This window comes from Escherichia sp. KS167_9B (assembly GCF_030295215.1).
GTDB lineage: Bacteria > Pseudomonadota > Gammaproteobacteria > Enterobacterales > Enterobacteriaceae > Escherichia > Escherichia coli_F.
Genome location: NZ_AP025754.1, coordinates 530,529 through 542,540, shown reverse-complemented (window position 1 = coordinate 542,540; position 12,012 = coordinate 530,529). Strand labels below are relative to the sequence as shown.

General features: G+C 49.5%; 11 protein-coding genes and 1 pseudogene. 9 read left to right on the top strand and 3 right to left on the bottom strand.

Going from position 1 to position 12,012, the window contains the following annotated elements; all coding sequences use genetic code 11:
• Positions 1–19: 19 nt before the first annotated feature.
• Both tig and bolA read right to left on the bottom strand, forming a co-directional pair.
• On the bottom strand, positions 20–1,318 hold the full coding sequence (tig, locus tag QUE34_RS02650; RefSeq protein ID WP_001198386.1) for a trigger factor: 1,299 nt from the start codon (positions 1,316–1,318) through the stop codon (positions 20–22).
• 343 nt (positions 1,319–1,661) lie between these two features.
• The gene (bolA, locus tag QUE34_RS02645) at positions 1,662–1,979 is read right to left on the bottom strand and encodes a transcriptional regulator BolA (protein WP_000973448.1); all 318 of its coding nucleotides are present in this window, start codon (positions 1,977–1,979) and stop codon (positions 1,662–1,664) included.
• 304 nt (positions 1,980–2,283) lie between these two features.
• On the opposite strand from bolA, the gene QUE34_RS02640 reads away from it, so the two are divergent.
• From QUE34_RS02640 to QUE34_RS02600, 9 genes are all read left to right on the top strand, one after another.
• Positions 2,284–2,862, top strand: a complete 579-nt coding sequence (locus QUE34_RS02640; protein WP_001295326.1) for a lipoprotein — start codon at positions 2,284–2,286, stop codon at positions 2,860–2,862.
• Positions 2,863–2,905: 43 nt separating this feature from the next.
• The gene (ampG, locus tag QUE34_RS02635; protein ID WP_032302574.1) at positions 2,906–4,381 is read left to right on the top strand and encodes a muropeptide MFS transporter AmpG; all 1,476 of its coding nucleotides are present in this window, start codon (positions 2,906–2,908) and stop codon (positions 4,379–4,381) included.
• Positions 4,382–4,840: 459 nt separating this feature from the next.
• On the top strand, positions 4,841–5,788 hold the full coding sequence (gene cyoA, locus QUE34_RS02630) for a cytochrome o ubiquinol oxidase subunit II (RefSeq protein WP_001239441.1): 948 nt from the start codon (positions 4,841–4,843) through the stop codon (positions 5,786–5,788).
• 21 nt (positions 5,789–5,809) lie between these two features.
• Positions 5,810–7,801, top strand: coding sequence for a cytochrome o ubiquinol oxidase subunit I (gene cyoB / locus QUE34_RS02625; protein ID WP_000467180.1), 1,992 nt, complete (start codon positions 5,810–5,812; stop codon positions 7,799–7,801).
• A complete protein-coding gene (locus QUE34_RS02620) occupies positions 7,791–8,405 on the top strand; it encodes a cytochrome o ubiquinol oxidase subunit III (protein WP_000179807.1) in 615 nt (204 codons plus the stop codon). Before cyoB ends, QUE34_RS02620 begins: the two co-directional genes overlap by 11 nt.
• Positions 8,405–8,734 carry a cytochrome o ubiquinol oxidase subunit IV gene (locus QUE34_RS02615; RefSeq protein ID WP_000019869.1) on the top strand — a complete coding sequence of 110 codons (330 nt, stop codon included), beginning with the start codon at positions 8,405–8,407 and terminating at the stop codon, positions 8,732–8,734. The genes QUE34_RS02620 and QUE34_RS02615 overlap by 1 nt, the downstream gene beginning before the upstream one ends.
• An 11-nt stretch (positions 8,735–8,745) precedes the next feature.
• Complete coding sequence (gene cyoE / locus QUE34_RS02610) at positions 8,746–9,636, top strand: heme o synthase (RefSeq protein ID WP_000971336.1); 891 nt, start codon at positions 8,746–8,748, stop codon at positions 9,634–9,636.
• 184 nt (positions 9,637–9,820) lie between these two features.
• A complete protein-coding gene (locus QUE34_RS02605) occupies positions 9,821–10,132 on the top strand; it encodes a type II toxin-antitoxin system TacA family antitoxin (RefSeq protein ID WP_001353405.1) in 312 nt (103 codons plus the stop codon).
• Positions 10,116–10,658: a GNAT family N-acetyltransferase gene (locus QUE34_RS02600; RefSeq protein ID WP_105268434.1), complete on the top strand. Its 543-nt coding sequence runs from the start codon at positions 10,116–10,118 to the stop codon at positions 10,656–10,658. The genes QUE34_RS02605 and QUE34_RS02600 overlap by 17 nt, the downstream gene beginning before the upstream one ends.
• Positions 10,659–10,713: 55 nt before the next feature.
• Here the strand turns inward: QUE34_RS02600 and QUE34_RS02595 are convergent.
• Positions 10,714–11,649: pseudogene (locus tag QUE34_RS02595) on the bottom strand (tetratricopeptide repeat protein).
• Between the last annotated feature and the right edge of the window lie 363 nt (positions 11,650–12,012).

The window sequence follows — 12,012 nt, the reverse complement described above, 5'->3', positions numbered from 1 at the left end:
GCGCGTTATGCTGCGTAAATTACGCCTGCTGGTTCATCAGCTCGTTGAAAGTGGTTTCTTTTTCAGTCACTTTCGCTTTCGCCAGTACAGCTTCAACAGCCTGTTCTTCCAGAGCAACATTGCGCATGTTGTCCATCAGTTCTTTGTTTTTGCTGTAGAACTCGATAACTTCTTTCGGATCTTCGTACGCAGAAGCCATCTCTTCGATCAGGCCTTTAACGCGTTCTTCGTCAGCTTTCAGCTCGTTGGTGCGGATAACTTCGCCCAGCAGCAGGCCAACAACTACGCGGCGTTTAGCTTGTTCTTCGAACAGTTCGCGCGGCAGTTCCAGAGCCTGTTTTTCGTTACCGCCGAAACGCTGTGCAGCCTGGCGACGCAGAACGTCGATTTCGCTGTCGATCAGCGCAGCCGGTACGTCGATGTCGTTAGCTTTTACCAGACCTTCGATCGCCTGAGACTTAACGCGGTTACGGATGGCGCTCTTCAGCTCGCGCTCCATGTTTTTACGCACTTCAGCGCGCAGACCTTCTACGGAACCATCTTCAACGCCGAAACGTTTGATGAATTCTGCAGTCAGTTCCGGCAGTTCACGCTCTTCAACTTTCTTCAGGTTGATAGCGAATTTCGCTGCTTTACCTTTCAGGTTTTCTGCGTGGTACTCTTCCGGGAAGGTCACATCGATGGTGAACTCTTCGCCCGCTTTGTGGCCTTTGATACCGTCTTCAAAGCCCGGGATCATACGACCCTGGCCCATCGCCAGTACGAAATCAGACGCTTTACCGCCTTCGAACTCTTCGCCGTCTACAGAACCGGTGAAGTCGATGGTTACGCGGTCTTCTGCTTCAACAGCGCCGTCTTTTTCTTTCCAGGTCGCCTGCTGTTTACGCAGAGTATCCAGCATGCCGTCAACGTCAGCGTCGGTCACTTCAACGATCGGTTTTTCAACTTCGATCGCTTCCAGACCCTGCAGTTCAACTTCCGGATAAACTTCAAACTCTACAGAGTAGGTGAAGTCTTCACCCAGCTTGTATTCGCCCGGAACATAAGTCGGTGCGCCAGCCGGATTGATTTTTTCTTTAATGATGGCGTCAATGAAGTTACGGCTCATCAGGTCACCCAGAACGTCCTGGCGTACAGACGCGCCATAACGCTGAGCAACGATATTCATTGGCACTTTGCCTTTGCGGAAGCCGTCAATACGTACTTTTTTCGCAACGTTGACCAGCTCGCTTTTAACAGCGGTCTCGATGCTGTCAGCAGCGATAGTAATCGTTACACGGCGGCCAAGGCCTTGAGTGGTTTCAACTGAAACTTGCATCTTGTTACCTCAAAAAATCACAGTGCTCGGTCAACTCTTACCCCGCAAGCACAGGTTGTTGGCTTCGCGGAACCGGGATGTTCTTATAATCAATCACATTCCCTGTTACCAGAATCATCCCGAAAGCATTCAAATAGGACGCGGCATTATAGCGGCATCACTTTTATGAGTCGAGAACGGTTATTGCGCGCTGTCGCGTATTTTTTCACAATTCCCGGGCAATTTTCGTCTGAATGCTGGGCAAAAAGCGCAAAATCCAGACAAAACAAAACGGCCCGCAGGCCGTTTTTCATAAAATCTTTAGCAACATACTGGAAAAGCGCCGACAGTTGCAAATGCGTTTTTACGCGATGCTTCCTGCTCCACGACAGGGAGGAGAGGCAAAGACGGTGTCCTGCAACCCTTCCCACTCCTTAATAGTGTAAGTATGCAGAGCCAGCGCATGAACGGTAGTAGAGAGTTCCTCCGCTAAAGTACTGTAAATCATTCGATGACGATTCAGAAAACGTTCACCCGTAAAACGATCGCTGACCAGCACAACTTTAAAATGGCTTTCAGAGCCGGCTGGGACATTGTGACGATAGCTTTCATCCACTACTTCGAGGAATACGGGTTGGAACGCCGCCCTTAATTTTTCTTCTATCCGCTCACGTATCATCATGAAATATCTCCTCCGACAACGCTGAGATGTCATCCATCCCTTTAAATACTAGCCGCTTTTACCGTTTCCATTGCAGCTTAACAACAAATATTTAGGTTTCGTCCTGGTTTTTCCGTCAAGCGTATGAAGTTTACTGATTTAAAGATTGAAACACAGGCCTCGCATCAGCGTTTCTTTTACCAGGGGCGATTATTTCGTCAACATGATGAATTTACATGCCTTACCCACTTCCCCTCGCCGTTGGCAATGTTATGATGGCGGGAATTTTTACCAAACACGCTTAAGAGTCTCTGAGAGCCCGAACATGTTCAAAAAAATCCTCTTCCCGTTAGTTGCTCTGTTTATGCTTGCAGGATGCGCAAAACCGCCAACAACTATTGAAGTTTCACCGACGATAACACTGCCACAGCAGGATCCAAGCCTGATGGGCGTCACCGTAAGCATTAATGGTGCCGATCAGCGTACCGATCAGGCGCTGGCAAAAGTCACCCGCGATAATCAAATCGTTACCCTGACTGCCTCCCGCGATCTGCGTTTCCTGCTGCAAGAAGTGCTGGAAAAACAGATGACCGCGCGCGGTTACATGGTTGGTCCGAATGGCCCGGTTAATCTGCAAATCATCGTTAGCCAACTGTATGCTGACGTGTCCCAGGGCAACGTGCGCTATAACATCGCCACCAAAGCGGATATCGCTATCATCGCTACCGCGCAGAATGGCAACAAAATGACCAAAAACTATCGTGCCAGCTACAACGTTGAAGGTGCGTTCCAGGCCTCCAACAAAAATATCGCCGATGCGGTTAACAGTGTGCTGACCGATACCATCGCTGATATGTCTCAGGACACCAGCATCCACGAATTCATCAAGCAGAACGCGCGTTAATTTCTGCCCTCTGGCCCGGTGCAAGCCGGGCCTGTAGACGCCCATGTCCAGTCAATATTTACGTATTTTTCAACAGCCACGTTCAGCCATATTGCTGATTCTGGGTTTTGCTTCCGGGCTACCGCTCGCCCTGACATCCGGCACCTTACAGGCCTGGATGACGGTCGAGAATATCGATCTTAAAACCATTGGTTTCTTCTCTCTGGTAGGCCAGGCTTACGTTTTTAAATTCCTCTGGTCACCGCTGATGGACCGCTACACGCCCCCATTTTTCGGGCGGCGGCGCGGTTGGCTGCTCGCCACGCAAATCCTGTTATTAGTCGCCATTGCGGCGATGGGTTTTCTCGAACCAGGCACCCAGCTCCGCTGGATGGCGGCACTGGCGGTGGTGATCGCTTTTTGCTCTGCCTCCCAGGATATTGTCTTCGATGCGTGGAAAACCGATGTGCTCCCGGCAGAAGAGCGTGGTGCGGGCGCGGCAATCAGCGTGCTGGGTTACCGTTTAGGGATGCTGGTTTCCGGCGGCTTAGCCCTGTGGCTGGCAGATAAATGGCTGGGCTGGCAGGGCATGTACTGGTTGATGGCGGCGCTGTTGATCCCCTGTATTATCGCGACGTTACTTGCACCAGAACCAACCGACACCGTTCCTGTGCCCAAAACGCTGGAACAAGCGGTTGTTGCACCTCTGCGCGATTTCTTTGGTCGCAATAACGCGTGGCTTATTTTGCTTCTCATCGTGCTGTATAAGCTGGGCGACGCATTCGCCATGAGCCTGACAACCACTTTTTTGATTCGCGGCGTCGGATTTGATGCAGGTGAAGTAGGCGTGGTTAACAAAACGCTTGGCTTGCTGGCGACCATTGTTGGCGCGTTGTACGGTGGGATTTTGATGCAGCGCCTGTCACTGTTCCGGGCGCTGCTGATTTTCGGTATTTTACAAGGTGCGTCTAACGCCGGTTACTGGCTGCTGTCGATTACTGATAAGCATCTCTACAGCATGGGCGCAGCCGTCTTTTTCGAAAACCTCTGTGGCGGGATGGGTACATCAGCCTTTGTCGCGCTGTTAATGACGCTGTGTAATAAGTCATTTTCCGCTACTCAATTTGCCCTGCTCTCAGCGCTTTCTGCTGTAGGGCGAGTTTATGTCGGCCCCGTGGCGGGTTGGTTTGTTGAAGCACACGGCTGGTCGACATTCTATCTGTTCTCCGTCGCCGCTGCCGTACCAGGGCTTTTTTTGCTGCTGGTTTGTCGCCAGACGCTTGAATATACACGAGTAAATGACAACTTTATCTCCCGTACTGAATATCCGGCAGGTTATGCCTTTGCCATGTGGACATTGGCGGCGGGCGTCAGCCTGTTGGCCGTGTGGTTACTGCTGTTGACGATGGACGCGCTGGATTTGACGCACTTCTCTTTCCTGCCTGCGCTGCTGGAAGTCGGGGTTTTAGTCGCCCTTTCTGGCGTCGTGCTTGGTGGTTTACTGGATTATCTGGCGCTACGAAAAACGCATCTGACGTAATCTGTAAATATTATTTAGCCGTAGTAATCACTCGCCGTAATTATTACGGCTAAATAAACATCAACATCGCTTATTAATATTTGTTCTTCTGTGCGGCTTAGCGTCTGGAAATTATTGACGCCATTTATGAATTCTATTTTTCTTACACGATTCAGCTAATGAGTCTTTATTTTCTCACTACCCAGTTGTCACCTTAATGATAATTGTTTGTTAAATAATTGTTTTATTTTGTATTGGTTATACCAATTGCCCGCCCAAACTCCTTCTGCACTCCCCTTTCGTTATAACGCCCTTTTGCAACAGCTTCTTAAAATCAACTTGATATGTTTTGCAACATATGTGACCTGATAGCCAAATCCAAGTAACAGGAATTTAATCATGTTTACAGTAATGCAACCTTCCCGTAAAATGCCCACACACTTTAAACGCCACCAGATCCCGTGGAATTGAGGTCGTTAAATGAGACTCAGGAAATACAATAAAAGTTTGGGATGGTTGTCATTATTTGCAGGCACTGTATTGCTCAGTGGCTGTAATTCTGCGCTGTTAGATCCCAAAGGACAGATTGGTCTGGAGCAACGTTCACTGATACTGACGGCATTTGGCCTGATGTTGATTGTCGTTATTCCCGCAATCTTGATGGCTGTTGGTTTCGCCTGGAAGTACCGTGCGAGCAATAAAGATGCTAAGTACAGCCCGAACTGGTCACACTCCAATAAAGTGGAAGCTGTGGTCTGGACGGTACCTATCTTAATCATCATCTTCCTTGCGGTACTGACCTGGAAAACCACTCACGCTCTTGAGCCTAGCAAGCCGCTGGCACACGACGAGAAGCCCATTACCATCGAAGTGGTTTCCATGGACTGGAAATGGTTCTTCATCTACCCGGAACAGGGCATTGCTACCGTGAATGAAATCGCTTTCCCGGCGAACACTCCGGTGTACTTCAAAGTGACCTCCAACTCCGTGATGAACTCCTTCTTCATTCCGCGTCTGGGTAGCCAGATTTATGCCATGGCCGGTATGCAGACTCGCCTGCATCTGATCGCCAACGAACCCGGCACTTATGACGGTATCTCCGCCAGCTACAGCGGCCCGGGCTTCTCAGGCATGAAGTTCAAAGCTATTGCAACACCGGATCGCGCCGAATTCGACCAGTGGGTCGCAAAAGCGAAACAGTCGCCGAACACCATGTCTGACATGGCAGCGTTCGAAAAACTGGCCGCGCCTAGCGAATACAACCAGGTGGAATATTTCTCCAACGTGAAACCAGACTTGTTTGCCGATGTGATTAACAAGTTTATGGCTCACGGTAAGAGCATGGACATGACCCAGCCAGAAGGTGAGCACAGCGCACACGAAGGTATGGAAGGCATGGACATGAGCCACGCGGAATCCGCCCATTAAAGGGGTTGAGGAAGAATAAAGATGTTCGGAAAATTATCACTTGATGCAGTCCCGTTCCATGAACCTATCGTCATGGTTACGATCGCTGGCATTATTTTGGGAGGTCTGGCGCTCGTTGGCCTGATCACTTACTTCGGTAAGTGGACCTACCTGTGGAAAGAGTGGCTGACCTCCGTTGACCATAAACGCCTCGGTATCATGTATATCATCGTGGCGATTGTGATGTTGCTGCGTGGTTTTGCTGACGCCATTATGATGCGTAGCCAGCAGGCCCTTGCCTCTGCGGGCGAAGCGGGCTTCCTGCCACCTCACCACTACGATCAGATCTTCACCGCGCACGGCGTGATTATGATCTTCTTCGTGGCGATGCCTTTCGTTATCGGTCTGATGAACCTAGTGGTTCCGCTGCAGATCGGCGCGCGTGATGTTGCGTTCCCGTTCCTCAACAACTTAAGCTTCTGGTTTACCGTTGTTGGTGTGATTCTGGTAAACGTTTCTCTCGGCGTGGGCGAATTTGCGCAGACCGGCTGGCTGGCGTATCCACCGCTATCGGGAATAGAGTACAGTCCGGGAGTCGGTGTCGATTACTGGATATGGAGTCTCCAGCTATCCGGTATAGGTACGACGCTTACCGGTATCAACTTCTTCGTTACCATTCTGAAGATGCGCGCACCGGGCATGACCATGTTCAAGATGCCAGTATTTACCTGGGCATCTCTGTGCGCGAACGTACTGATTATTGCTTCCTTCCCAATTCTGACGGTTACCGTCGCGTTGTTGACCCTGGATCGCTATCTGGGCACCCATTTCTTTACCAACGATATGGGTGGCAACATGATGATGTACATCAACCTGATTTGGGCCTGGGGCCACCCGGAAGTTTACATCCTGATCCTGCCTGTTTTCGGTGTGTTCTCCGAAATTGCAGCAACCTTCTCGCGTAAACGTCTGTTTGGTTATACCTCGCTGGTATGGGCAACCGTCTGTATCACCGTGCTGTCGTTCATCGTTTGGCTGCACCACTTCTTTACGATGGGTGCGGGCGCGAACGTAAACGCCTTCTTTGGTATCACCACCATGATTATCGCCATCCCGACCGGGGTGAAGATCTTCAACTGGCTGTTCACCATGTATCAGGGCCGCATCGTGTTCCATTCTGCGATGCTGTGGACCATCGGTTTTATCGTCACCTTCTCGGTGGGCGGTATGACAGGCGTGCTGCTGGCAGTACCGGGCGCAGACTTCGTTCTGCATAACAGCCTGTTCCTGATTGCGCACTTCCATAACGTGATCATCGGCGGCGTGGTGTTCGGCTGCTTCGCAGGGATGACCTACTGGTGGCCTAAAGCGTTCGGTTTCAAACTGAACGAAACCTGGGGTAAACGCGCGTTCTGGTTCTGGATCATCGGCTTCTTCGTTGCCTTTATGCCGCTGTATGCGCTGGGCTTCATGGGTATGACCCGTCGCTTGAGCCAGCAGATTGACCCGCAGTTCCACACCATGCTGATGATTGCCGCCAGCGGTGCAGTACTGATTGCGCTGGGTATTCTCTGCCTCGTTATTCAGATGTACGTTTCTATTCGCGACCGCGACCAGAACCGTGACCTGACCGGCGACCCGTGGGGTGGCCGTACGCTGGAGTGGGCAACCTCTTCCCCGCCTCCGTTCTATAACTTTGCCGTTGTGCCGCACGTTCACGAGCGTGATGCATTCTGGGAAATGAAAGAGAAAGGCGAAGCGTACAAAAAGCCAGACCACTATGAAGAAATTCATATGCCGAAAAACAGCGGCGCCGGTATCGTCATTGCGGCTTTCTCCACCATCTTCGGTTTCGCCATGATTTGGCATATCTGGTGGCTGGCGATTGTTGGCTTCGCAGGCATGATCATCACCTGGATCGTGAAAAGCTTCGACGAGGACGTGGATTACTACGTGCCGGTGGCAGAAATCGAAAAACTGGAAAACCAGCATTTCGATGAGATTACTAAGGCAGGGCTGAAAAATGGCAACTGATACTTTGACGCACGCGACTGCCCACGCGCACGAACACGGGCACCACGATGCAGGCGGAAACAAAATCTTCGGATTTTGGATCTACCTGATGAGCGACTGCATTCTGTTCTCTATCTTGTTTGCTACCTATGCCGTTCTGGTGAACGGCACCGCAGGTGGCCCGACAGGTAAGGACATTTTCGAACTGCCGTTCGTTCTGGTTGAAACTTTCTTGCTGTTGTTCAGCTCCATCACCTACGGCATGGCGGCTATCGCCATGTACAAAAACAACAAAAGCCAGGTTATCTCCTGGCTGGCGTTGACCTGGTTATTTGGTGCCGGATTTATCGGGATGGAAATCTATGAATTCCATCACCTGATTGTTAACGGCATGGGCCCGGATCGCAGCGGCTTCCTGTCAGCGTTCTTTGCGCTGGTCGGCACGCACGGTCTTCACGTCACTTCCGGTCTTATCTGGATGGCGGTGCTGATGGTGCAAATCGCCCGTCGCGGCCTGACCAGCACTAACCGTACCCGCATCATGTGTCTGAGCCTGTTCTGGCACTTCCTGGATGTGGTTTGGATCTGTGTGTTCACTGTTGTTTATCTGATGGGGGCGATGTAATGAGTCATTCTACCGATCACAGCGGCGCGTCCCATGGCAGCGTAAAAACCTACATGACAGGTTTTATCCTGTCGATCATTCTGACGGTGATTCCGTTCTGGATGGTGATGACAGGGGCTGCCTCTCCGGCCGTAATTCTGGGAACAATCCTGGCAATGGCAGTGGTACAGGTTCTGGTGCATCTGGTGTGCTTCCTGCACATGAATACCAAATCAGATGAAGGCTGGAACATGACGGCGTTTGTCTTCACCGTGCTAATCATCGCTATCCTGGTTGTAGGCTCCATCTGGATTATGTGGAACCTCAACTACAACATGATGATGCACTAAGAGCGGCGGTTATGATGTTTAAGCAATACCTGCAAGTAACGAAACCAGGCATCATCTTTGGCAACCTGATCTCGGTGATTGGGGGATTCCTGCTGGCCTCAAAGGGCAGCATTGATTATCCCCTGTTTATCTACACGCTGGTTGGGGTGTCACTGGTTGTGGCGTCGGGTTGTGTGTTTAACAACTACATCGACAGGGATATCGACAGAAAGATGGAAAGGACGAAGAATCGGGTGCTGGTTAAGGGCCTGATCTCTCCTGCTGTCTCGCTGGTGTACGCCACCTTGCTGGGTATTGCTGGCTTTATGCTGCTGTGGTTTGGCGCGAATCCGCTGGCCTGCTGGCTGGGGGTGATGGGCTTTGTGGTTTATGTCGGCGTCTACAGCCTGTACATGAAACGCCACTCGGTCTACGGCACGTTGATTGGTTCGCTCTCCGGCGCAGCGCCGCCGGTGATTGGCTACTGTGCAGTGACAGGCGAGTTCGATAGCGGCGCAGCGATCCTGCTGGCTATCTTCAGCCTGTGGCAGATGCCTCACTCTTATGCCATCGCCATTTTCCGCTTTAAGGATTATCAGGCGGCAAACATTCCGGTGCTGCCAGTGGTGAAAGGCATTTCGGTAGCGAAAAACCACATTACGCTGTATATCATCGCCTTTGCCGTTGCCACGCTGATGCTCTCTCTTGGCGGTTACGCTGGGTATAAATATCTGGTGGTCGCCGCGGCGGTTAGCGTCTGGTGGTTAGGTATGGCCCTGCGCGGTTATAAAGTTGCTGATGACAGAATCTGGGCGCGCAAGCTATTCGGCTTCTCGATCATCGCCATCACTGCCCTCTCGGTAATGATGTCCGTTGATTTTATGGTGCCGGACTCGCATACGCTGCTGGCTGCTGTGTGGTAACACAACCTCTCTATAAAAAAGGTGCTACGGCACCTTTTTTATTGTCTGAGAACAGAGATACGGCTAATAACCGTATCTCTTGACAGAGTGAGTATATGCACATAAATTAATCATACGGTTGATAGCCGTATTATGCATGAGATCGACTCCCTACGATTTCATTCAGTTAATCAAAGAGGTCATAATGCCTGGAAAAACAGTCGCTCTACCCGATATCGATAAAACGCTGAAAAATGCGCGGGTTGAACTCAAAACCAGTCCCGACGCCAAAAACAAACTTCGTGAAGCTGCGCAAGCCGTTGGGGTAGATTTAAGCGCTTTTATTTTGAGCGCAGCTATGGAACGCGCCGAAAGTGTGCTTGATAACCAACGTCGCCGTGAGCTTTCGAATCAAAGCTGGGAACTGATGAACCAACTCATCGCTGAACCTGCTCAACCGACGCTCGCCCTCAAGGCGTTAATGAAAAGGAAAAACAGCGATGGTCGACAAGCATGAAGAGATTACTCTGCCCATAGTCCTCTCCTGTAATTATCAGTCTGATATTACTTATCCTGGGCAAAAACAGTTTGATTGCGGTAAACCTGTTATCGATAAATTTGTACGCGCATCGCTAAAGAAAAGTGTGCGTAATAGCGACTGTGCTGCTAAAGCACTTATTGACAGACAAAGTGGTGAACTGATTGGCATCTGTACTTTTACGGCATATTCGCTGGAAAAACAACGCGTTTCTGGCGTCCTTCAGGGTTCACAACCTTCAGAGATTGGTGTTGTCAGATTAGTCATGTTAGGGGTAGCGCGGAAATATCAAAAGCGGGGCTTTGGTCAGGACCTACTATGTGATTTTTTTGAACATGTAAAAATAATTCACCGGGCATTACCAATTAAAGGGGTTTATCTTGATGCTGACCCTGCCGCCATTAACTTTTATACTCGTCTCGGCTTTGTTCAGCTTTCAGCGAGGCCCAATGTTTTCGGTGCTGTACCGATGTTTTTAGCGATTCAGCATATTCTCGCGGCTTAGATTATTATCGCCTCCGGCCATGGCAAGTTTTGCCTCAGCCGGAGACTGAGCAGCGTTACCACTTTTGTTCAATTGCCCCCGCTTTCATCAGGTCCACATCCTTGCCTTTAATGGTTGCCGTTGCGGCAACGATCGTGGTCCTTATAGCTGCACAAGATTTTCGTTCAAATTCCGGTTTATAAAGAATAAGCAACGAATTACTGGTAAATGAATCAAGCCGGTAATCTGTAAAGTTAATATCCAGTCAGTTTAAGCCGAAAGGTGCAAAGCCGACCGTTTGAATAGTTTCCTTACCTGACGGACTCTTGATGTTGTACGTAACACGAAGATTGGCCACTTCGCCTAATTTATTGGTTTTGGCAAAGAGGCTATCCATGCAGGAAAAACCTTTATCTAAAAAATTATCCCGCATTCCAGAACGGGTAATCGTGATCACCGGTAACGTATCGTCAACCGTTTTTCTGTCAATCATATCTTTTCGACAGGCGGCCATAAAGTCTTCCGGACCAGCATAAATGTGAACACCCTTATCAAGATATTCTTTCGCTTTACTACAATCCACCTCGACATACTGACCATTGGCGTACATCATGCCCAACCTGGACCATGCTAAATTCACACCGCGTTGCGTAGCCTGATTAAATAACGTATACGCTTTGGCGTAATCCACTCGCACCTGTTCACCTTCGTAGTAGATATTCCCCAGCGCTAACGGAGCTTCTTCATCACCTTGTTTAGCGGCTAACTCGAACCATTTAATGGCTTCCTGAACGTTGGGTTTGGTATCGTAGCGGGGCTGATAATATTCCCAGCCTAACAGGCTTTGCGCGTCGACATCCCCCGACTCAGCCATTTTATACAGTGTCCTTATCACATCGGGGGCAGGCTTTTCACTGTATATGCTGTCATACAATTCATGCGCTTTCTCGCTTGCCAGTGAACCTTGTGAGGCAATTAATAAAATAGCCAATAAACTCTTTTTATTTAACATAAATAACCTTTATGCATCCATCACTATATTTTTCAATATACCTAACCACCAAACATCCACTTCATGAATAAATACACAGCCATAACAACCTCAGGTAATAAGTAAACATTTAAGCTGAAGCAGAATAACCAGCACCTCCAACACCTCTATTTATTGCGATAAAATAACACCATCCTTTAATAAAAAATAACACACTCATCAACAAATCCGAAAATAATATCATTCGTGGCAGGATAAAATCAGGCGAGCTTTTCATTTGTTATATTTAACGCACAAAGTATTAATGGCAAGAATACGAGAGAAGCGCATGCCTGACGTAAAAATCACGCTCTTATGTAATATTTACTCATTAACACTCTGTTT

What these genes read in the sequence shown, in the direction of transcription:
- cyoA (WP_001239441.1), top strand. Translation starts at nt 4,841, where the DNA reads ATGAGACTCAGGAAATACAATAAAAGTTTGGGATGGTTGTCATTATTT.
- QUE34_RS02620 (WP_000179807.1), top strand. Translation starts at nt 7,791, where the DNA reads ATGGCAACTGATACTTTGACGCACGCGACTGCCCACGCGCACGAACAC.
- cyoE (WP_000971336.1), top strand. Translation starts at nt 8,746, where the DNA reads ATGATGTTTAAGCAATACCTGCAAGTAACGAAACCAGGCATCATCTTT.
- tig (WP_001198386.1), bottom strand. Translation starts at nt 1,318, where the DNA reads ATGCAAGTTTCAGTTGAAACCACTCAAGGCCTTGGCCGCCGTGTAACG.
- QUE34_RS02615 (WP_000019869.1), top strand. Translation starts at nt 8,405, where the DNA reads ATGAGTCATTCTACCGATCACAGCGGCGCGTCCCATGGCAGCGTAAAA.
- QUE34_RS02605 (WP_001353405.1), top strand. Translation starts at nt 9,821, where the DNA reads ATGCCTGGAAAAACAGTCGCTCTACCCGATATCGATAAAACGCTGAAA.
- bolA (WP_000973448.1), bottom strand. Translation starts at nt 1,979, where the DNA reads ATGATGATACGTGAGCGGATAGAAGAAAAATTAAGGGCGGCGTTCCAA.
- ampG (WP_032302574.1), top strand. Translation starts at nt 2,906, where the DNA reads ATGTCCAGTCAATATTTACGTATTTTTCAACAGCCACGTTCAGCCATA.
- cyoB (WP_000467180.1), top strand. Translation starts at nt 5,810, where the DNA reads ATGTTCGGAAAATTATCACTTGATGCAGTCCCGTTCCATGAACCTATC.
- QUE34_RS02600 (WP_105268434.1), top strand. Translation starts at nt 10,116, where the DNA reads ATGGTCGACAAGCATGAAGAGATTACTCTGCCCATAGTCCTCTCCTGT.
- QUE34_RS02640 (WP_001295326.1), top strand. Translation starts at nt 2,284, where the DNA reads ATGTTCAAAAAAATCCTCTTCCCGTTAGTTGCTCTGTTTATGCTTGCA.